Annotated in this window: 17 protein-coding genes; 12 read left to right on the forward strand and 5 right to left on the reverse strand. The window is 54.9% G+C overall.

Annotated elements, in window-relative coordinates:
- Positions 1-76: 76 nt before the first annotated feature.
- Positions 77-1,099, reverse strand: a complete 1,023-nt coding sequence (locus ACQUQU_RS05630; protein WP_430462271.1) for an AraC family transcriptional regulator — start codon at positions 1,097-1,099, stop codon at positions 77-79.
- Between the two features lie 164 nt (positions 1,100-1,263).
- Here ACQUQU_RS05630 and ACQUQU_RS05635 point away from each other — a divergent pair, with 164 nt between their 5' ends.
- Genes ACQUQU_RS05635 through ACQUQU_RS05645 form a run of 3 tightly spaced genes read left to right on the forward strand, consistent with a single transcriptional unit; the run spans position 1,264 to position 6,137 of the window.
- Positions 1,264-2,937 (forward strand): FAD-binding oxidoreductase, encoded by a 1,674-nt coding sequence (locus tag ACQUQU_RS05635; RefSeq protein ID WP_430462272.1) that lies wholly within the window; start codon positions 1,264-1,266, stop codon positions 2,935-2,937.
- 39 nt (positions 2,938-2,976) lie between these two features.
- Positions 2,977-4,572, forward strand: a complete 1,596-nt coding sequence (locus ACQUQU_RS05640) for a glycerol-3-phosphate dehydrogenase/oxidase (RefSeq protein ID WP_430462273.1) — start codon at positions 2,977-2,979, stop codon at positions 4,570-4,572.
- An 8-nt stretch (positions 4,573-4,580) separates the two neighbouring features.
- Positions 4,581-6,137, forward strand: coding sequence for an FGGY-family carbohydrate kinase (locus ACQUQU_RS05645; protein ID WP_430462274.1), 1,557 nt, complete (start codon positions 4,581-4,583; stop codon positions 6,135-6,137).
- A gap of 27 nt (positions 6,138-6,164) precedes the next feature.
- Here ACQUQU_RS05645 and ACQUQU_RS05650 read toward each other — a convergent pair whose 3' ends face one another.
- Positions 6,165-7,397, reverse strand: a complete 1,233-nt coding sequence (locus ACQUQU_RS05650; protein ID WP_430462275.1) for an EAL and HDOD domain-containing protein — start codon at positions 7,395-7,397, stop codon at positions 6,165-6,167.
- Between the two features lie 101 nt (positions 7,398-7,498).
- On the opposite strand from ACQUQU_RS05650, the gene ACQUQU_RS05655 reads away from it, so the two are divergent.
- Entirely contained in the window at positions 7,499-8,446 is a 948-nt protein-coding gene (locus tag ACQUQU_RS05655; RefSeq protein WP_430462276.1) for a chemotaxis protein CheV, read from the forward strand.
- 84 nt (positions 8,447-8,530) lie between these two features.
- Positions 8,531-9,319 carry an MOSC domain-containing protein gene (locus tag ACQUQU_RS05660; protein ID WP_430462277.1) on the forward strand — a complete coding sequence of 263 codons (789 nt, stop codon included), beginning with the start codon at positions 8,531-8,533 and terminating at the stop codon, positions 9,317-9,319.
- Here ACQUQU_RS05660 and ACQUQU_RS05665 read toward each other — a convergent pair.
- The 3 genes from ACQUQU_RS05665 to gltA form a co-directional block, all read right to left on the reverse strand.
- Positions 9,311-9,889: a hypothetical protein gene (locus tag ACQUQU_RS05665; RefSeq protein WP_430462278.1), complete on the reverse strand. Its 579-nt coding sequence runs from the start codon at positions 9,887-9,889 to the stop codon at positions 9,311-9,313. The two genes, ACQUQU_RS05660 and ACQUQU_RS05665, sit on opposite strands and share 9 nt — an antisense overlap.
- Before the next feature lie 75 nt (positions 9,890-9,964).
- The gene (locus ACQUQU_RS05670; RefSeq protein ID WP_430462279.1) at positions 9,965-10,843 is read right to left on the reverse strand and encodes an NAD(P)-dependent oxidoreductase; all 879 of its coding nucleotides are present in this window, start codon (positions 10,841-10,843) and stop codon (positions 9,965-9,967) included.
- Between the two features lie 68 nt (positions 10,844-10,911).
- On the reverse strand, positions 10,912-12,189 hold the full coding sequence (gene gltA, locus ACQUQU_RS05675; protein WP_430462280.1) for a citrate synthase: 1,278 nt from the start codon (positions 12,187-12,189) through the stop codon (positions 10,912-10,914).
- 407 nt (positions 12,190-12,596) lie between these two features.
- Here gltA and sdhC point away from each other — a divergent pair, with 407 nt between their 5' ends.
- The 7 genes from sdhC to lpdA all read left to right on the forward strand — a co-directional run bounded on the left by sdhC (position 12,597) and on the right by lpdA (position 21,622).
- Complete coding sequence (gene sdhC, locus ACQUQU_RS05680) at positions 12,597-12,971, forward strand: succinate dehydrogenase, cytochrome b556 subunit (RefSeq protein WP_430462281.1); 375 nt, start codon at positions 12,597-12,599, stop codon at positions 12,969-12,971.
- On the forward strand, positions 12,965-13,312 hold the full coding sequence (gene sdhD, locus ACQUQU_RS05685; RefSeq protein ID WP_430462282.1) for a succinate dehydrogenase, hydrophobic membrane anchor protein: 348 nt from the start codon (positions 12,965-12,967) through the stop codon (positions 13,310-13,312). The genes sdhC and sdhD overlap by 7 nt, the downstream gene beginning before the upstream one ends.
- Positions 13,313-13,315: 3 nt before the next feature.
- The gene (gene sdhA, locus ACQUQU_RS05690) at positions 13,316-15,088 is read left to right on the forward strand and encodes a succinate dehydrogenase flavoprotein subunit (RefSeq protein ID WP_430462283.1); all 1,773 of its coding nucleotides are present in this window, start codon (positions 13,316-13,318) and stop codon (positions 15,086-15,088) included.
- Between the two features lie 15 nt (positions 15,089-15,103).
- Complete coding sequence (locus tag ACQUQU_RS05695) at positions 15,104-15,814, forward strand: succinate dehydrogenase iron-sulfur subunit (protein ID WP_430462284.1); 711 nt, start codon at positions 15,104-15,106, stop codon at positions 15,812-15,814.
- Positions 15,815-16,079: 265 nt separating this feature from the next.
- Positions 16,080-18,917 carry a 2-oxoglutarate dehydrogenase E1 component gene (locus ACQUQU_RS05700; RefSeq protein ID WP_430462285.1) on the forward strand — a complete coding sequence of 946 codons (2,838 nt, stop codon included), beginning with the start codon at positions 16,080-16,082 and terminating at the stop codon, positions 18,915-18,917.
- Between the two features lie 30 nt (positions 18,918-18,947).
- Complete coding sequence (gene odhB, locus ACQUQU_RS05705) at positions 18,948-20,156, forward strand: 2-oxoglutarate dehydrogenase complex dihydrolipoyllysine-residue succinyltransferase (RefSeq protein WP_430462286.1); 1,209 nt, start codon at positions 18,948-18,950, stop codon at positions 20,154-20,156.
- A gap of 23 nt (positions 20,157-20,179) precedes the next feature.
- Complete coding sequence (gene lpdA / locus ACQUQU_RS05710; protein WP_430462287.1) at positions 20,180-21,622, forward strand: dihydrolipoyl dehydrogenase; 1,443 nt, start codon at positions 20,180-20,182, stop codon at positions 21,620-21,622.
- The last annotated feature ends 102 nt before the right edge of the window (positions 21,623-21,724 follow it).

Genomic DNA, 21,724 nt, shown 5'->3' on the forward strand with positions numbered 1-21,724 from the left:
AATATAAGGTGATTCTGAACGGTGTTCAATACCTGGCGGAAGGCATTTCGTGCCATGGTCCGACGGAATACGGGGGTTACTTGCCGCGATATTCGCCCGGGGTTTTGCCGGTCCAGGCTTTGAAGCGGCGATGGAAGGAGCGGGCTTCACTGAAACCCAGGCGGGCAGCGATGTCGTTGATCGGAATCTGAGTGGTCCGCAGCCATTCGGTGGCCACTTCGCGGCGCAGGTCATCCAGCAATTGCTGGTAGCCGGTGCCGGCTTCGTCCAGGCGACGCTGCAGGGTGCGTTCGGTCATGCCCAGTTCGGCGGCGACTTTATCGCGTCGTGGCAGACCGTCTTCCATCATGGCGCGCAGCAACGAGCGCGTTTGCATCACAATCGGGTGACGCTGTTGCAGCTCGGCCATGACCGCTGAGGCTTGTTGTTCCAGTGTGGCCAGCAGTGCCGGGTCGGGCTGGCGCAGAGGGGTGTCGAGAATGGGTTCGGGGAAAATCAGCGCACTGCGTTCGCAGCCGAACTCCAGGGGCGCCTGAAAGATGTCTTCATAGGTGCTGAGCAATAACGGCGACGGTTGCGGACGTTCAAACAGTACGCGCTCGGGTTTGCCATCCTGCATGTCAGCCAGCCAGCGGGCAAACACCAGCCAGCTGCCCAGTACGTTATCAATCATGTGCGGGCGCACCACCGGGTCGTCGTACTGACACACCCAGCGCATGGCCAGATGGGGACCGTACTTTTCTATTTTCGTCACGCCCATGTCGCCGACGATGGCTTCATAAACCGGGGTGATGTGCAGGGCTTCGCGGGCGGTGCGGCAGTTCATCGCCATATAGCCGACCAGACTGTACGAGCCGGGCTGCACGTAGCGTGAACTTTTCAGACCGAATAACGGGTCGCGGCTGCGCTCAATCAGGTAGCGGATCAGCGTCTGAAAACCGCGGCCGTCAATGCGGCTGACGCTGTTGTCGACGATGCCGGCCGGCAGTCCGGCGGCCAGCAGGGCGTCGTTGGGATCAATGCCATAATCCTGCCCGGCGCGCAGATACTGGCGCACGGCGTTGGCAGAAGCGGTACCTAACAGATCCTTGGAAGTCATGAGCATTCGGCTTTGTGGTTATCGTTATTCGTCTGCACTGTATTCGTCGGCGCTTTGGCTTTAAATGCTACGTGCCTGTCTCAAACAGTCAGTGCTTAGGACTGACCTTCGCGCTATCTTATCCCTCAGTTTATTTTCGGTCTAATCGGTATTGAGGGATACACATGGCGCGTCGCTGGAATGGTTGGGGTGATGATAGTTATATCAAAGAAGTACCGGCGCATGGCGAGCGTCTGATCCGTTCCGTTATTGGTGAAACCCGTGCGCTGAAAGATGCCACACTCGAATCGGTCATGGCAAAAGTACCGGCTTCACGTCTGCCTGAGCATCCGCTGGTGGTCACCGACGCCGAAGAACGCGTACGTCACGCCCGTGGTCAGAGTTTTCCCGATTGGCTGGCCATGCGCAGCGGTGATTTCGGTGTATTTCCCGACGGCGTTGCCTTTCCGGAAACCGGTTCGCAGGTGCGCGAATTACTCGATTACGCCGTTGCCCACGATGTAAACGTCATTCCCTATGGCGGTGGTACCTCAGTGGCTGGCCACATTACGCCTGGCGCCGGCAGCCGCCCCGTGCTGACCATTGATATGGGCCGCATGAACCAGCTGCTGGAGCTGAACGAAGAAAGTCAGATTGCCACCTTCGGAGCCGGCACACCGGGCCCGCTGGTGGAGAGTCAGCTGCGTGCCCGTGGCTATACGCTGGGCCATTTTCCGCAGTCGTGGGAATTGTCGACTGTTGGCGGTTGGATTGCCTCGCGCTCCAGTGGACAGCAGTCGCTGCGCTACGGCCGCATAGAGCAGATGTTTGCCGGCGGCCGTATGGAAACCCTGCAGGGGTCGCTTGATATTCCGACCATTCCGGCGTCGTCGGCCGGTCCGGATATTCGCGAAATCACCATGGGCAGTGAAGGGCGTCTGGGCATTTTTACCGAAGTAAAAGTGCGGGTAACGCGTCTGGCCGCTGAAGAAAAATTCTTTGTTATGTTCATGCCTAACTGGGGCGTGGCCAAAAAAGCCGTCCGCGAACTGGTGCAGAATAAAGTGCCGATGTCGATGATGCGTGTGAGCAATGCCAAAGAAGCAAAAGCGCACCTGCATCTCGGCACCAAAGAAAGCCAGTTTAAATTGCTCGATCGTTTCCTGCGCTTTATGGGCATGGGCGATGAACGTTGCATGCTGACCTTTGGTGTTACCGGTACGGCGTATCAGAATAAAACGTCGCTCAAACAAATCCGCTCTGTGCTGAAAGCGCACGGTGGAGTGGGCGGCCCGCTGGCCAACATTATGGGCAGCATCTGGTCGCATGGGCGCTTTAAATTCCCTTACCTGCGTGAAACCACCTGGGCCCGTGGTATTGCCGTGGATACGCTGGAAACGGCGACCGACTGGGACAACGTCGACGCCTTGCTGGACGATATCGAAACCGCTCTGGAAACCGCGCTGCGCAGCGACGGCGAAGAGGTGATGGTATTTACCCATCTGTCGCACATGTACTCTCAGGGTTGCAGCATCTACACCACGTATTTCTTCCGTTGTGCCGGCACTTATGAGGAAACGCTGGAGCGCTGGCGCAAGCTTAAGCACAAGGCGTCGTCGGTGATTGCCCGTGGCCGCGCCACTATTTCGCATCAGCACGGGGTGGGCAAAGACCATGCGCCGTACCTGCCTGCCGAAAAAGGCGTGCTGGGCATGCGCATGCTCAATACCCTGGTGCAGGATTTTGATCCGGCCCGTCGCCTGAATCCGGGCGTATTGCTCGAGGACGCACCGGTAGCCAGCAGTAACGACAATAAAAAGCAGGCCGTAAGCGGCCAGAAAGAACAGCAGCAGGCCTGATTCAGGCCTCATTCTCACCACTCAGGAAAGAAAAGAATAATGTGGCAGACAGCATGGGCGCCGGGGCAGCGCGAGCAGCAACTGCGGACTTTAAAAAATACGCCGGAACACTGGGATGTCGTGGTTGCCGGTGGCGGTATTACCGGTGCCGGCATCGCACGTGAGGCCGCCCGTCGTGGTCTGAAAGTTCTGCTGGTGGAACGTCAGGATTTTGCCTGGGGGACGTCCAGCCGTTCATCAAAAATGGTGCACGGTGGCCTGCGATACATCGCTCAGGGCGACATCAAAACCACCATGCATTCGGTGCATGAACGCGAACGTTTAATGACAGAAGCCCCCGGTCTTGTCGATCAGATGGGCTATGTAATGGCGCATTACAAAGGCGGTTTTCCGGGACCGTTTGTTTTTAATACGCTGCTGCGCGTCTACGACTTCTTTGCCGGTAAACGCTACCGTCGCTTTTTTAAACGCGACGACTTTGATTTTCTGAGCCCTTACATCAACGACAATCATCTGATTGGCGGCACTCAGTTCGCGGATGCCGTGACAGACGATGCCCGTCTGGTGGTCCGTGTATTGCGCGAAGCCCAGAAAGACGGGGCAGTGGTGCTGAATTATCTCGGCGTTAAAAATCTGGTTAAAACCGATGGCCAGGTCACCGGCGCCGTTCTGGAAGACGCGCTGAGCGGAGACCTTATTCCGGTGCGTGCGGATGTGATCATTAACGCGACCGGTGCCTGGGCCGATGAATTACGCGGTCAGATGATGGCAGAGAAAAAAATCCGCCCGGCGCGCGGCAGCCATATTGTGGTGCCGAACTGGCGCCTGCCGGTTGCGCAGTCCTACACCGTGCTGCATCCGGATGATAAACGCCCGATTTTTATCTTTCCGTGGGAAGGCCGCACTGTGATCGGCACCACCGATTTGGACAACGGCGGCATTACCAACACCGAAGCCACCATGACCCGTGCCGAACTTGAGTATTTGCTGCGTGTGGCCTGCGTACAATTTCCGAAAAGTGAGCTTAAAGAGCGCGATATTATTTCGAGCTGGGCCGGTGTTCGTCCTCTGGTTTCGTCGGGTGCGCTGAACCCATCCAAAGAAAAACGTGATCACAGTGTGTGGGACGACAAAGGGCTGGTCAGCGTCAGCGGCGGAAAGTTAACCACATTCCGTTTGATTGCACTGGATGTGCTGGAAGCCGCGCGCAAATACATCCGCCGTTATCCGGTGGGCGAGTTTTCGGCGCAGATTTTTACGCCGGCTGACATTGTGTCGTCGCGTTTTGAACAATTACCCGGTTACCTGCAAAAACGCGTCAGCGGCCATTTCGGTATGGATGCTGAGGGGCTGCTTGAATTATCCGCGCGTGACGAGCTGGATGTGATTCCCGGCAGCCGGACATTATGGGCGGAAGTGCGCTGGGCGGCTGCGCGCGAGTGTGTTCAGCATCTGGATGATCTGATGCTGCGTCGTACGCGTCTCGGGCTGTTGCTGGAGCAGGGCGGTGCTCAGGTCGCTGAACGAATCCGCGTAATTTGCGCAGAAGAAATGGGCTGGTCTGACGAGCGTTGGGCACAGGAATGGTTGCGCTATCAGGACATCTGGCATAAGCACTACAGCGTGCCGGTGTAAGCCCGTTTATGACTCAGGATTATTTACTCGCCATCGATAATGGTACTCAGAGCGTGCGTGTTCTGGTGTTCGACACGCAGGGCAACGAAATTGCTAAAAGTAAGGTGGATATTCAGCCGTATTTTTCCCGTCATCCCGGCTGGGCCGAACAGGACGCCGGTTATTACTGGGAAAAATTACAGGAGGCCTTTACCCGCCTCTGGGCACAGAAGCGGGTAACGCCGGCTCAGATCCGCGGTTTGTCGCTGACCACTCAGCGTTACACCATGATCAATCTGGATGAACATTTCCGCCCGCTGCGCCCGGCCATTGTCTGGATGGATCAGCGTCAGGCCGATGTCGATACGCCGGTATCGGGTGTGTGGGGCATTGCCATTAAAGCGCTGGGGCTGGGGAATCTGATCCGTGAGTTGCGTGCCAAAGCACGCGACAACTGGATTCAGCAATACGAGCCGGATATCTGGGCGCGCACCCGGTATTACGTGAATTTATCCGGTTGGCTGACCTGGTGTCTGACCGGTGAGCTGAAGGATTCTGCGGGTTCCATTGTCGGCTATCTGCCTTACGACTATAAGCGTCAGACCTGGGCAAAAGCGTCGGATCTTAAATGGAAACTGCTGGCGGCCAAACGCGAGATGATGCCGGAACTGGTGATGCCCGGCATGCCGTTAGGTGTCATTTCCGACAGTGCGGCGCGCTTAACCGGTTTACCGGCCGGTTTGCCATTAATTGCCGCTGCGTCGGATAAAGCCTGTGAAGTGCTCGGCGCTGGCGGGCTGGAGGCCAATGTAGCGTGTCTGAGTTATGGCACGACGGCAACCATCAACACCACGACCCGGCGCTATATCGAAACCCTGCCATTTATTCCGCCTTATACCGCCGCGGTACCGGGGCACTACAACACGGAAATGATGATTTACCGTGGCTTCTGGATGGTCAGTTGGTTTAAAGAAGAACTGGCGCACAACGAACAACGTTTGGCGCGCGAGCAGGGTGTAGAACCTGAGCAATTGTTCGACGAGCTGGTTACTCAGGTACCGCCGGGGTCGATGGGTCTGATGATGCAGCCCTACTGGTCGCCGGGTGTGCGTCAGCCGGGGCCCGAGGGAAAGGGCGCGCTGATCGGCTTCGGTGACGTGCATAAGCGGGCGCACATTTACCGCGCGATTCTGGAAGGTCTGGCCTATGAGCTGCGCATGGGTAAAGAACGTATCGAAAAGCGCTCACGGGTAAAAATTGCCCGTTTGCGGGTGTCGGGTGGCGGTTCGCGCAGCGATGCGGCCATGCAATTAACCGCTGATATATTCGGTATGCCGGCCGAGCGTCCGCACACCAGCGAAGCGTCTGGGCTGGGAGCGGCCATTAACTGCGCGGTGGGGCTGGGTTTATTTCCGGATTACCCGACGGCGGTGCACGCCATGACGCGGGTTGGCGATGTGTTCTGGCCGGAAGACGATTCGGTAGCGCTCTATGGTCGTCTGTACAATGAGGTTTATCTGAAAATGTACCGCCGCCTGAAGCCTCTGTATCAATCAATCCGCGACATTACGGGTTATCCGAAATAACGCGCTGGTGCTGGCTGACGTTCAGGGTCAGCCAGCTTCGCTGCGCAGCAACTCGCGGGTGATGTGCAGTGCTTTCAGATACTGGAATTCCAGATCGGCGGGGGTGACTCCCATGCCGGCCAGTACATTCCAGTCGATGCTGTCCCAGTCGGCCTGTTCCATGGCAATCACCGTCTTCAGAATAAAACCGTAATCGCCTTCCTGACGGGTCAGGGCGAGGGTCAGTGGCTCTGGCATGCTCAGACGTTCGCAGATCGCATCCAGCGGGAAGTCCAGAAACGCATCCAGCAGCGAAAACAGCCCGATGGTGAAGGCGGTATCGTCGTCGAGATGCGGCCAGGCGAAGGTCAGTGCCTGACAAAGGTAAGCGCGTACTACCGCCTGTTCGCGCAGTACCGGTGGTTTGTCGCTGAGCTTGCCTAGCGAAATCAGGTTGGCCCAGGCTTTCAGCCGGCTCAGGCCGACGATGACGATGGCCCGGTGAATCGACGTTACTTCGCGCGCGCAGCCAACGGCTGCGGAGTTCACGATACGCAGCAGTTTGTAGCTCAGTTGCGGGTCGCTCTGCAGGGCTGAGGCGATGTCGTCAAATTCGGCGTCGGGGTCGTTCAGCAAACGAATCAGCTGCAGTACGGCCAGCTGGTTGTCCGGCAGGCGCTTACCGTAGACATTGGCCGGGCGGCTGAAAAAATAGCCCTGAAACAGCTCGCAGCCGGCATCACGGCAAATTTTGAATTCTTCCTGCGTCTCTACTTTCTCGGCCAGCCAGGTCAGGCCATCGCGCTGATAGCGGCTGATCAGGCCGGGCAGGGAGTCCAGATTGCCCAGCCTGCGGATATCCACCTTGATGATGTCGACCAGCGGCAGCAGCGGCTCGTGAATGATTTCGCCCTGATAGTCATCCAGCGCAATGCGGTAACCCAGTTTGCGCAGGGTGCGCAGAGCCTTCAGGTTGGCGTCGGTCGGGTGAATGTGTTCCAGCACCTCGGCCACCAGATTGGTCGCCGGCAGAATGGGCGGGTTCTGCAGCCAGTGCTCGGTAAAGTTGACGAACGCGGGCAGTCCGCCGGTCACCTCATCGATGCCAAGGTCGTTGAAGGCGCTGATCATGACCTCACTGGTGGCGCGGTCGCCATGGCTGACCTGCCAGGTGAGGGTGTCTTCCGGGGCCGGACGGCACAGCAGTTCGTAGCCCACCACGGTTTGGTGAGTGTCGAGAATCGGTTGTCGGGCCAGTAGTGGCGTATCCTGAGTGCTCATACCGCATCCATCAGCTTAACCCAGTCAGTGTAGACGCTAAATCCATGCGTTTTTGTAAGCCTTGACTACACTTTGTGAAAGCAAGTTTTGTGGAGCGTGGTATGAGCGGGGTTCTCAGTAGTGTTGATGCCCGTACCAAACTGGTAGGGCAGAACCGCCTGGAATTGTTGTTGTTTCATCTGGGAGGTACGCAGCACTTCGCCATCAACGTGTTCAAGGTTCAGGAAGTGATGCGTATGCCGCATCTGACCCGCATTCCTGATCGTCACCCCGTGGTTCGCGGTGTGACTCACTTACGTGGCCAAACCGTACCGGTTGTGGATCTGCGCCATGCCATTCAGATGGGCCCGCTCAAAGTTGATGAGGCGGATGCCACTATCATTGTGACCGAATACAACATGACGGTTCAGGCCTTTCTGGTTGGCGGTGTCGATCGCATCGTGAACATGAACTGGAGCGAGATTCTTCCACCGCCCGGCGGGGCTGGCCGTCAGCATTACCTGACTGCCATTACCCGTATCGATAACCGCATCGTTGAAATCATCGACGTCGAAAAAGTGCTGGCTGAAATTGCGCCGTATCAGACCACGTTGAGCGAAGATGCTTATGATCAGGAGCTTCTCGAACGCATCCGTGGCAAAGACATTCTGATTGTCGATGACTCTCATGTTGCCATTGAACAGATGCGCCAGGTGCTGGGCCCTATGGGGATGAACATTGTCGAAGCGCATAACGGCCTTGAAGCCTACCAGCTGCTGATGCACTGGAAAGAGCAGGGGCGTGACGTGGCCAATAATCTGATGATGATCATTACCGACGCGGAAATGCCGGAAATGGACGGCTATATGCTGACCACCGAAATCCGCCGCGACCCGGAACTGAAAGACACGTTTATCATTCTGCATACCTCGCTGTCGGGCAACTTCAACAAAGCCATGGTGGAGAAAGTAGGCTGTAATGGCTTTCTGTCGAAATTCGCACCCAAGGCCATGGCCAAGGAAGTTCAGCGCCTGATGCGGGAAAAGCTGAAAATGCCGCCGCGCGAATAGCATCCACAAAAACCGCCGCATGGCGGTTTTTTTATGACATTTTTCTCAGTTGGGGATATCGTACAGCCACATCCGGAGGTCGTTATGCTCACTGTTTCCCGTTTATTTATTTACCCGATTAAGTCCTGCGCAGGCGTTGAAGTGTCGTCGCTGAGTTTCGACCAGTGCGGTCCGGTCGGCGACCGTCGTTTTATGGTGGTGAACCTGGAAGGACGTTTTCTGACGCAGCGTACTCATCCGGCCATGGCCTTTATCCGCCCCCAGTACGTGGACGGCCATTTGCTGGTGTCAGCATCTGACCGACCACAACTGACGATATCGCCGGAGGATGCGGGTGAGGTGTTGACCGTCAGTGTGTGGGACGACTCAGTGGCGGGCGCTGATTGCGGTGATACTGCTGCAGCGTGGTTTTCAGCCGCCCTGAATACGCCGTGTCGTCTGGTGCGGGTGTTTGCAGGTACCGAACGGCAGGTGAATCGCAAGTATGCGCAGGAAGGCGAGTGGGTTGGTTTTGCTGACGGCTATCCGGTTCTGGTGACCTTGCAGGAAAGTCTTGATGTGTTGTCGTCCGCGGTCGGCAGAACTGTCGAGATTGAACGCTTCCGCCCGAACGTACTGCTGTCTGGCGCCCGGGCATTTGCTGAACGTGAGTGGCAGTCGGTCAGTGTGGCTGGTGGTCGTCTGGATCTGTGTAAGCCCTGTGAGCGCTGCGTGATTCCGACCCGTAATCTGACCACGCAGCAACGTGAAGCCGATGTACTGGATGCACTGAAGCAGCATTGCCGTCTGGATGGAAAAATTATTTTCGGCCAGAACGCGCTGGTGCGTGGCATCGGTGAGTTGGTGGTGGGGCAGAGCGCGGTTTCAGAATAATTCGATATCGTCGTCGGTACCGAAATCATCTTCCGAATGCTGAGTGAAGTGATGGTGATAGATTTCCAGCGCTTCGGCCACGGAATGCCCGGCCATGATGTGCTCAAACATGATGCGTTCGGCTTCCATGGTGTAGTTACCCTTGATCTGCTTCTGCAGCAAAGACCAGGGCGCGGGCAGGTAGCGCTGTGAGGGGTCGGCGATCAGATGACCCATTTCTTCGAGACTGCTGCCGACATGTTCTAATCGTTGTGTCAGACGGTCGTAGAACTGAAAAGCAATAACGGCCTGTTGAATCTCGGATTGCAGGTCGCGCGCCAGGTGGCCGATTTCAACGGGAATACTGTCGCTGTTGCTGCTGGCCAGTTCCAGCAGACGGCGCGTGTTGTCGGCCATGGCCGTAAAGCTTCCGGTCAGCTTATCGATCGACTGGCTGCCCTCCGTCAGGGAGGTGTCAATCTGAGCGACAGCCAGCGCCAGCATGGCCAGTGTCTCGCTGACCTGACTCCAGTTTACGTCGTCTTTGGCGGTGGCCCTGTGGGCAACCAGCGTATGCTTTGGCTGATTCATAATGACCCTGCATTTTCCATGCTTAAAGCATAGAAGAGTTTTGTCAGCTTGCGCGAATCAGCGCTGTTCCCGCGGTCAGCTGTCCTGTTTTTGCAGGCGGTAGAGCAGCGAGGAGGTATCAAAGTCGCCGGCACCCATTGTCTGCAATTCCTGATAAAAGGCGTCAACCTGTTGGGTGACAGGCAGCCGGATGCCGAGGCTGGCCGCTTCGCTCAGGCAAATTCCAAGATCCTTGTGCATCCAGTTCACGGCAAAACCGTGCTTGTAATGGCCATCGATCATGCTCTGGTGACGGTTCTGCATCTGCCAGCTGCCGGCGGCGCCCTGTGATATTACCTCCATCACCTGCTGCACATTGAGTCCGGCTTTTTCGGCAAAATACATTCCCTCCGCCAGTGCCTGAATAAGACCTGCGACACAGATCTGATTCACCATTTTGGTTTTCTGTCCGGCACCAACCGGCCCCATGTGCTGAATGGCTTTGGTGTACGGGGCTGTCAGCTCAGCAACCTGAGCGTAGTCGGCTTCATCTGCGCCGACCATGATGCTCAGCTGACCATTGATTGCGCCTTGCTGGCCGCCGGATACCGGGGCGTCAGCAAAGCGTAAATGTCTTGTGTGGCAGATCTGTGCCATCTCTTCAGCGAGGCTGGCAGAGGTGGTGGTGTGATCAATGATGAGGCAACCTGCGGGCGCGTATTGCAACGCTCCGTCGTCCCCGCAAAGCATTGAACGGACATCGTCATCGCGCCCGACGCAGATGAATATGGCCTGTGTGTCAGGTGAGATGCCATCACGAAAATGGCGGACCGATTGCCCGTTAAAGTCGGTCAGCCAGCTCCCCGCGGTTGTTTCGGTGCGGTTAAATACGGTGACCTGATGGCCCGCTTTACTCAGATGCCCGGCCATCGGATACCCCATGTTGCCGAGTCCGATAAACAATAGGTTTGCCATTTAAGTTCCCCGTTAATGTTCAAAAAAAAAGCCGCTCGATGAGCGGCTTTTAATCACGAAATCCGGAATCAGGCCGGGTAATCGCGCTTGGCGTGACCAGTGTACAGCTGACGTGGACGACCGATGCGGTAGTCGGAGCTGATCATTTCGTTCCAGTGAGCAATCCAGCCTGGTGTGCGGCCGGTTGCGAAAATCACAGTGAACATTTCGGTCGGGATGCCGATCGCTTTCAGGATGATACCAGAGTAGAAGTCGACGTTCGGGTACAGGCCGCGCTTCACGAAGTATTCGTCTTCGGTGGCGATCTTTTCCAGCTTCATCGCGATCTTCAGCAGTGGGCTGTCTTCCATGCCCAGCTCAGCCAGAACTTCGTCACAGGTCTGCTTCATCACTTTGGCGCGAGGGTCAAAGTTTTTGTATACACGGTGACCGAAGCCCATCAGACGGAACGGATCGTCTTTATCTTTGGCTTTGGCAATGAACTTGTCGATGTTCGACTCGTCGCCAATTTCGTTCAGCATGTTCAGAACGGCTTCGTTTGCACCACCGTGAGCAGGGCCCCACAGTGCCGCAATACCAGAAGCGATACAGGCGAACGGGTTAGCACCGGTAGAACCAGCCAGACGCACAGTAGATGTTGATGCATTCTGTTCGTGGTCGGCGTGCAGCAGGAAGATTCGATCCATGGCTTTGGCCAGAACCGGGCTTACTTTCTTCTCTTCACATGGGGTGTTGAACATCATGTGCAGGAAGTTTTCACCGTAGCTCAGGTCATTACGTGGGTACATGAACGGCTGACCGATGCTGTACTTGTAAACCATAGCTGCCAAAGTTGGCATTTTGGCGATCAGACGGTGCGCAGACACCATGCGGTGATGCTCGTCGTGGATGTCCAGAGAGTCGTGGTAGAACGCAGACAGAGCGCCTACAACACCACACATAACAGCCATTGGGTGAGCGTCACGACGGAAACCATTGAAGAAATGGCTCAGCTGCTCATGCACCATGGTGTGGTTTTTAATGGTGTTTACGAATTTTACTTTTTCTTCTGCATTTGGCAGTTCGCCATTCAGCAGCAGGTAGCAGGTTTCGAGATAATCGGATTTCTCAGCCAGTTGCTCAATCGGGTAACCGCGATGCAGCAGAACGCCAGCAGCACCATCGATATAGGTGATTTTTGACTCTGTGGCGGCGGTAGACATAAAGCCCGGATCGTAGGTAAACAGGCCTTTACCGGAGAGGCTACGCACATCTACGACGTCAGGGCCGATAGTGCCTTCGTACACAGGCAATTCGAAGGTTTCTTCGACGCCATCGACTTTCAGAGTTGCTTTTTTGTCAGCCATGGATTGGCCTCCTGCTGGTCAAAATTAAGCCTTAAATTTAAGGCCGTACCTCAATAAGAGCCTTAAAAAATAAGGCGTTACCTCAAAATAAAGCGCCCAACTATAGGCTCAGAACTTCGTTTGTCAATTACCCAGCAGTCGGGCTGCAGGCGCAAAACCGCTCTAGTATAGTCCGTATGCCGCATTGCTTTACAGCATCTGTTCATTAGTGAAGCTGCGTTCTGCAATATGCAATTCCTATCGCTGGTCGTATTCAGATTGTTTGTAAATCGGTGGTGCGGTGACTATAATTTGTCGCGACCTGAAACTTGTGCAAACCTTGTACAAGCGGTTAGGTATCTTCTTGAGCCTGCGCTTAACCCTTGCTGCGCGGCAAGGCATTAAGCCCATATGAGAGTGTAAGAGCCGTGAATAGCAATAGACCTAAAAATCTGGATCTGACTACTATTGAGCTCCCACTTCCCGCCAAAGCCTCCATCATTCACCGTGTGTCCGGTTTCATCCTGTTCTTCGCCGTAGCTTTCATGCTGAGCGCGCTGGCAGCGTCACTGGAATCAGAGCAGTCCTTTGCTGATCTGAAAGCGGCCTTTGACAATGGTCTGGTTAAGTTCATCACCTGGGGCATTCTGTCTGCTCTGGGCTACCACTTTGTGGCAGGTATCAAACACCTGCTGATGGACATGGGAATTGGTGAAACCAAAGAAAGCGGTCGTACCGGTGCCATTATTACCCTGGTGCTGGGTGCAATCGTGATCGTTCTGGCGGGAGTTTGGGTATGGTAACAAGTGTCACCAATTTCGGCCGTAGTGGCCTGTACGACTGGGTTGTTCAGCGTCTGAGCGCTGTCATCCTGGCGCTTTACACTCTGTTCCTGCTGGGCTTTGTGATTGCCTCTCCGGATCTGCAGTTTGAACAATGGCAGGGCCTGTTTGCCTGTACCTGGATGAAAGTATTCAGTCTGGCGGCTCTGGTTTCTATCTGCGCGCATGCCTGGGTTGGCATGTGGACCATTTCAACCGACTACCTCAAAGCAGCGGGTCTCCGCTTTGCTTTCCAGCTGGTATCTGCAGGTTTCCTGTTCGTATACCTGGTGTGGGGTATCGACATTCTCTGGGGTGTGTAAGTCATGTCTAAAATCAGAACCATGTCCTACGATGCTATCGTGATCGGTGGCGGCGGCGCGGGTATGCGTGCTGCTCTGCAACTGACTGAAGCGGGCATCAAGACTGCGTGTGTGACCAAGGTTTTCCCGACCCGTTCGCACACTGTTTCTGCTCAGGGGGGTATCACCTGTGCAATCGCCTCTGCTGATCCAAATGACGATTGGCGCTGGCACATGTATGACACCGTTAAAGGCTCTGACTATATCGGTGACCAGGACGCTATCGAATATATGTGTTCCGTTGGTCCTCAGGCTGTTTTCGAACTGGAGCACATGGGTCTGCCATTCTCCCGTACCGAAGAAGGCCGTATTTATCAGCGTCCATTCGGTGGTCAGTCAAAAGATTTCGGTAAGGGTGGTCAGGCTGCCCGTACCTGTGCCGCTGCGGACCGTACTGGTCACGCTCTGCTGCACGCCCTGTATCAGGGCAACCTGAAAGGCGGTACTACCTTCCTGAATGAATGGTACGCCGTTGATCTGGTAACCAACAAAAAAGGTCAGGTAGCGGGTGTTATCGCTATCTGTATCGAAAGCGGTGAAACCGTCTATATCAAAGCCAAAGCCACTGTTCTGGCGACCGGTGGTGCGGGCCGTATTTATCAGTCCACCACTAACGCCCTGATCAACACCGGTGACGGCGTTGGTATGGCTGCCCGTATCGGCGTGCCGCTGCAGGATATGGAAATGTGGCAATTCCACCCGACCGGTATTGCCGGTGCCGGCGTTCTGGTAACAGAAGGCTGTCGTGGTGAGGGTGGCTACCTGATCAACTCCGAAGGTGAGCGTTTCATGGAGCGTTATGCTCCGAACGCGAAAGACCTGGCTGGCCGTGACGTTGTGGCCCGTTCCATGGTTCTGGAAATTCTGGAAGGTCGCGGCTGTGGTCCGAACAAAGATCACGTTCTGCTGAAGCTGGATCACCTGGGTGAAGAAACCCTGACCCTGCGTCTGCCAGGTATTTGTGAGCTGTCCAAAACCTTCGCAGCCGTTGACCCGGTAAAAGAACCTGTGCCTGTGGTTCCGACCTGTCACTACATGATGGGCGGTATTCCGACCAACATCGGTGGTCAGGCTCTGACTCAGGATGCGTCAGGCAATGACGTGATCGTTGAAGGTCTGTACGCCGCTGGTGAGATCGCCTGTGTGTCCGTGCACGGCGCTAACCGTCTGGGTGGTAACTCTCTGCTCGACCTCGTGGTATTCGGCCGCGCTGTGGGTCTGCAGGTTGAGAAGAGCTTCAAAGAAGGTTTCGACTTCGTTGATCCGACCGATGAAGATGTTGAACGTGCGATGTCCCGTCTGTCTCGCCTGAACAACTCCACTTCTGGTGAGTCTGTTGCTGCTGTACGTGCAGATCTGCAGAAAACCATGCAACTGTACTTCGGTGTATTCCGCGACGGTGAAGCCATGGCCAAAGGTCTGGCGGATCTGAATGAGATCGGTAAGCGCGTGAAACAGACTGTTCTGGATGACAAGAGCGGTGCGTTCAATACGGCCCGTATCGAAGCGCTGGAGCTGGACAACCTGTTCGAGACTGCTTACGCCACCGCCGTTGCTGCGATCGAGCGTAAAGAGTCCCGCGGTGCTCATGCCCGTAACGACTTCACTGAGCGTGATGACGAAAACTGGCTGTGCCACTCTCTGTACTTCCCGACCACTCAGACCATTGGCAAGCGCGCAGTTAACTTCGCTCCGAAGACTGTTGAAGCGTTTGAACCAAAAGTCCGTACTTATTAATAGGGGAGTTTAGAAATGTTAGTGAGCATCTATCGCTACAATCCTGAGAAGGATGCAGCTCCTTATATGCAGGACTACGAAATCACCATTCCGGGTAACCGCGACGTGATGATTCTGGACGTTCTGGCGTTGGTTAAGGAACAGGATCCGACTCTGGCGTACCGTCGCTCCTGCCGTGAGGGCGTTTGTGGCTCTGACGGTATGAACATCAACGGTAAGAACGGTCTGGCCTGTATTACACCGATTTCTGAAGCCACCAAAGGCAAAATGGATAAGCTGGTTCTACGCCCGCTGCCAGGTATGCCGGTGATTCGTGATCTGGTAATCGACATGGGTCTTTTCTACAAGCAGTACGAGAAGATCAAGCCGTTCCTGCAGAACAACACTCCGGCTCCGGCCATTGAGCGTCTGCAGTCTCCGGAAGAGCGTGAAAAACTGGATGGTCTGTACGAGTGTATTCTCTGTGCATGCTGTTCTACTTCTTGTCCGTCTTTCTGGTGGAATCCGGACAAGTTCGTAGGTCCAGCGGGTCTGCTGCAGGCTTACCGTTTCCTGGCTGATAGTCGTGATACGGCTACTCAGGAACGATTGGCTGAATTGAGCGATCCATTCAGTGTTTTCCGTTGCCGTGGGATCATGAATTGTGTCAATGTGTGCCCGAAAGGATTGAATCCTACCCGCGCCATTGGTCACATCCGTAACATGCTGCTTTCCCAGCAAATATAGGAAAATAGCCACTGGCGACCGGTGGTATTAGACGTAAGTGGGCTGGACATACAGCCCATTTCCGTTAAAAATTTTTCAAAAATAGCGCTTACAAGGCCCTATTTTTAACTAAGCTAAATCTTTAGTTGAGGGACGGGGAATCCCCGGTTCACCTCAGAGGCCTCGCGACCTATCCGGTCGGCCCTCTAACTCGCGTAGCGCTAGAGTCGGTACAGATACTCTGTGGGTGACATCCCTCGTTTTATACCAAACAGGGTGGTCGTACATGCACGAGCAGACAATGGAGCAACTTTGGAGCACCTCGCAACTTGCGGGGGGGAACGTTGCTTATGTAGAAGAGCTCTTCGAAACTTACCTCAGAGATCCTAACGAGGTACCAGAAGAGTGGCGCAGTTATTTTGACAAGTTACCCCGCGTCGACGAAAACACTTCTACCGATACTCCTCACAAGCCCATTCGGGAACAATTTCTTCTTCTTTCCAAAAACCAGCGCCGTGCCCGTCCTGTTTCTCAGGCCGCTGTCAGCTCTGATCATGAACGTAAGCAGGTTCAGGTTCTGCAACTGATTCACGCTTTCCGTGGTCGTGGTCATCAGCACGCCCGACTTGACCCGCTGGGCCTTATGGATCGCGAAAAAGTACCTGATCTGGATATCCAGTTTCATGGCCTGTCCCGCGCGGATCTCGACACTGTGTTCCAGACCGGTTCCCTGTTTATCGGTCAGGACGAAGCTACGCTGAAAGACATCATCACTGCTCTTGAAACCACCTACTGTGGCAGTGTTGGTGCTGAATACATGCACATCGTAAACACCGCCGAACAGCGTTGGTTCCAGCAGCGTCTGGAAAGTGTGCGTGCCCATCCTAAATTCGGTACTGAAGTTAAACTGCACCTGCTCGAGCGTCTGACTGCAGCCGAAGGTCTGGAAAAATATCTGGGTTCCCGTTACCCGGGCGTTAAACGTTTCGGTCTGGAGGGCGGTGAGAGTCTGATCCCGCTGATGGACGAACTGATTCAGCGCAGCGGTACTTACGGCGCCAAAGAAATTGTTATCGGTATGGCTCACCGTGGTCGTCTGAATACGCTTATCAACACCCTGGGTAAGAAGACTTCCGACCTGTTCGATGAGTTTGATGGTAAAGCTCAGTACCACTCTCACGGTGACGTTAAATATCACCAGGGCTTCTCTTCCAACGTCATGACGTCGGGCGGCGAAGTGCATCTGGCGCTGGCATTCAACCCGTCACACCTTGAAATTGTGGCACCTGTGGTTGAGGGTTCTGTGCGTGCCCGTCAGGACCGTCGTAACGATCCGAAAGGTGAAAAAGTAATTCCGGTGATCATGCACGGTGACTCGGCGTTTGCCGGTCAGGGCGTGGTGATGGAAACCTTCCAGCTGTCGCAGACCCGTGCGTACAAGACTGGCGGTACCATCCACATCGTGATCAACAACCAGGTGGGTTTCACCACTAACAAGCGCGAAGACGTTCGTTCAACCGAATACTGCACCGACGTTGCCAAGATTGTAGAAGCGCCGATTCTGCACGTGAACGGTGACGATCCGGAAGCGGTATTGTTCGTTACTCAGCTGGCCGTTGATTATCGCAACGAATTCCACAAAGACGTGGTTATTGATCTGGTTTGTTACCGTCGTCGTGGTCACAACGAAGCGGATGAGCCGTCTGGTACCCAGCCGCTGATGTACTCGAAAATCAAAACTCAGAAAACCACCCGTGAGCTTTACTCTGAGCGTCTGATTGGCGAAAGCGTGATTACTCAGGAAGGTTCAAAAGACCTGGAAGAGGAATACCGTAAAGCGCTGGATAACGGTAATCACGTGGTAAAAAGCCTGGTCAAAGAGCCGAACACTGAACTGTTCGTCGACTGGACCCCATACCTGAACAAAGAATGGACCACCAAGGCAGATACCTCCTTCGATCTGAAGCGTCTGCAGGAGCTGGCCAATAAGCTGCTGGAAGTGCCGGAAGGTTTTGCGATTCAGCGTCAGGTCGAAAAAATTCTGGAAGACCGTTCACGTATGGCTGCCGGTGCGATGTCGATCAACTGGGGCTTCGCTGAGACCATGGCCTACGCCACACTGCTGGACCAGGGTTACCAGATCCGTCTGACTGGTCAGGACGTGGGTCGCGGTACCTTCTCTCACCGTCACGCTGTGCTGCATAACCAGAAAGATGGCTCTGCCTATGTGCCGCTGCAGAATCTGTCTGCAGATCAGCCTAACTTCGATATCTACGACTCACTGCTGTCTGAAGAAGCCGTACTGGCTTTTGAGTACGGTTACGCCACAACGACGCCAAATGCGTTGGTGATCTGGGAAGCTCAGTTTGGTGACTTCGCCAACGGCGCTCAGGTGGTGTTCGACCAGTTCATCTCCTCAGGTGAACATAAGTGGGGTCGTCTGTGTGGTCTGACCATGCTGCTGCCACATGGCTATGAAGGCCAGGGCCCGGAACACTCTTCCGCTCGTCTGGAGCGTTATCTGCAGCTGTGCGCTGAGCACAACGTTCAGATCTGTGTGCCATCGACCCCAGCTCAGGTTTACCACATGCTGCGTCGTCAGGCGATCCGCCCACTGCGTAAGCCTCTGGTGGTGATGTCTCCGAAGAGTCTGCTGCGTCACAAGCTGGCTACCAGCACCATCGAAGAACTGGCTGGCGGTCGTTTCCGTACCGTTCTGGATGAAATCGATACTCTGAATCCGGACGATGTGAACCGCATTCTGCTGTGCTCCGGCAAAGTATATTACGACCTGCTGGAACGTCGTCGCGCCGAAAACATCACCGATGTGGCGATTATCCGTATCGAACAGCTGTATCCGTTCCCGGCTAAGCAGCTGGCTAAGATCCTGTCCAAATACGTTAACGTCAAAGACGTAATCTGGACTCAGGAAGAGCCTATGAACATGGGCGCCTGGTACAGCAGTCAACACCACATGCGTAAGGCGCTGCAGGAGCTGAATCCACAGATTCATCTGCAATACGCTGGCCGCGCCGCATCTGCTTCTCCGGCGGCGGGCTACATGGCACTGCACTTACAGCAATTAGAACAACTGATCCGAGATGCTCTGGGCATTCAGGGCTAGGTAAACGCAGGAATATCTAAGGAAAATCGAATGAGCATTGAAATTAAAGCACCCACATTTCCTGAATCCGTTGCCGACGGTACGGTAGCAACCTGGCACAAGAAACCGGGCGAGCCGGTTCAGCGTGACGAACTGCTGGTTGATATCGAAACCGACAAAGTGGTTCTGGAAGTCGTTGCTCCTGCGGACGGCACCCTGAAGAACATTCTGAAGGGCGAAGGTGATGTGGTACTGAGCGATGAAGTTCTGGCGGTATTTGAAGCGGGTGCAGTCGCTGCTGCACCAGCTGCCGCAGCGCCTGCTGCCGAGCCAGCGGCTTCATCAGCAGCAGCTGATGTGATCGCCAGCCCGGCTGCGCGCAAAATCGCCGAAGAAAATGGCGTGAGCATGGGTTCTGTTGCGGCTACCGGTAAAGACGGTCGAGTAACCAAAGAAGATGTGGTTAATCACCTGAAAACCGGCAGCAAGCCGGCCGTCGCTTCTGCGCCAGCCGCAGCGCCTAAGGCTGCTGCTCCTGCACTGAATATTCCGGCCGGTGAGCGCATTGAAAAACGCGTTCCTATGACCCGTCTGCGTGCCACCATTGCCAAGCGTCTGGTTGAAGCCCAGCAGAACGCTGCCATGCTGACCACTTACAACGAAGTCAACATGAAGCCGGTGATGGATCTGCGTGCCAAGTACAAAGATCAGTTTGAAAAAACCCACGGCGTGAAAATGGGCTTTATGTCCTTCTTCGTGAAAGCTGCGACTGAGGCGCTGAAACGCTTCCCGGCGGTTAACGCCTCTATCGATGGCAACGACATGGTTTACCACGGCTATCAGGACGTGGGTGTTGCTGTTTCTACCGAACGTGGTCTGGTTGTACCAATTCTGCGTGATACCGACAGCATGAGTCTGGCTGAAATCGAAAGCACCATTGGTGATTTCGCCAAGCGCGGCCGTGACGGCAAGCTGGGTATTGAAGATATGCAGGGTGGTACTTTCACCATCACCAACGGCGGTATCTTTGGTTCCCTGATGTCGACTCCGATCCTGAACCCACCTCAGACCGCTATTCTAGGTATGCACAAAATTCAGGAACGTCCGATGGCCGTTAATGGTCAGGTTGTGATCCTGCCGATGATGTACCTCGCAGTGTCATACGACCACCGTATGATCGATGGTAAAGAGGCGGTGCAGTTCCTGGTGACCATCAAAGACCTGCTGGAAGATCCAGCCCGTCTGCTGCTCGACATTTAACCGGATAGTGAAAGGAATAAACCATGAGTAAGAAGTTTGACGTTGTCGTGATCGGTGGTGGTCCAGCCGGTTACGTCGCTGCTATCCGTTGCGCCCAACTGGGCCTGAACACAGCCTGTATCGACAAGTGGCTGAACAAAGAAGGTAAAGCTGTCTTCGGTGGTACCTGTCTGAACGTAGGTTGTATCCCATCGAAAGCGCTGCTGGATACCTCCCACAAGTACGAAGAAGCCAAAGAAAAGCTGGGTCTGCACGGTATTACCGTAGGTGATGTACAGATCGACATCGCCGCCATGCTGAAGCGTAAAGATCAGATCGTTAAAAACCTGACCATGGGTGTTGCCACCCTGTTCAAGGCCAACGGTGTGACCCCGCTGGAAGGTACCGGCAAGCTGCTGGCTGGTAAGAAAGTCGAATTTACAAGCCACTCCGGTGTGAGCGAAATTATCGACGCTGAGAACGTGATCATTGCCACTGGTTCTGTTCCTGTGAACATTCCGCCAGCGCCGCTGACTGAAGGCGTTATCGTGGATTCCACGGGTGCGCTGGAATTCACCGAAGTGCCAAAGCGTCTGGGCGTTATTGGTGCCGGTGTTATCGGTCTGGAACTGGGCAGCGTGTGGGGCCGTCTGGGCGCCGACGTGGTCGTACTGGAAGCTCAGGATAAATTCCTGCATCTGGTCGATCAGGCCGTTGCCAAAGAAGCACAGAAACTGTTCACCAAGCAGGGCATGAGCATCCGTCTGGGTGCCCGTGTCACCGGCACTCAGGTGGCTGATGGTCAGGTAACGGTGACTTTCCAGGATGCTGAAGGCGAGAAGAAAGAAGTCTTCGACAAACTGATTGTGGCTGTTGGCCGTCGTCCGTTCACCGAAGGACTGCTGTCTGGTGATTGCGGTGTGAACATGGATGAGCGTGGTTTCATCCACGTTGACGAAACCTGCCGTACCGACGCTCCGGGCGTATGGGCGATTGGTGACGTGGTTCGTGGTCCTATGCTGGCGCACAAAGCCTCTGAAGAGGGGGTGATGGTTGCCGAGCGTATCCACGGTCACAAAGCTCAGCTGAATTACGATGTGATTCCGTCAGTGATTTACACCCATCCGGAAATTGCCTGGGTTGGTAAAACTGAGGAACAACTGAAAGCAGCCGGCGAACCATACAATGTGGGTATGTTCCCGTTTGCTGCAAACGGTCGTGCCATGGCCTCTGCTGATACCGATGGTTTTGTAAAAATCATCGCTCATGCAGAAACCGACCGCATTCTGGGCGCCAGCGTGATTGGTCCGAATGCCGGCGACCTGTGCCAGCAGATCGTAGTTGCGATGGAGTTCGGTTCCAGCGCCGAGGATGTGGGTATGATGGTGTTTGCGCACCCAACCGTATCAGAGGCAGTGCATGAAGCGGCGTTGTCAGTAAACAACGCGGCGATTCACAAAGCGAACCGCAAGTCTAAAGCAAAATAAATTACACTGGCCCGGAATACCGGGCCATTGTTTATGGCCGGATGATGGTGTTCAGCCCCGACAAAATCGGACATCCGGTTGACTCAGGCTGTCGGGTCATCC

The sequence above is a fragment of the Thalassolituus sp. LLYu03 genome, assembly GCF_050507655.1.
Taxonomy (GTDB): Bacteria; Pseudomonadota; Gammaproteobacteria; order Pseudomonadales; family Oceanobacteraceae; genus Venatoribacter.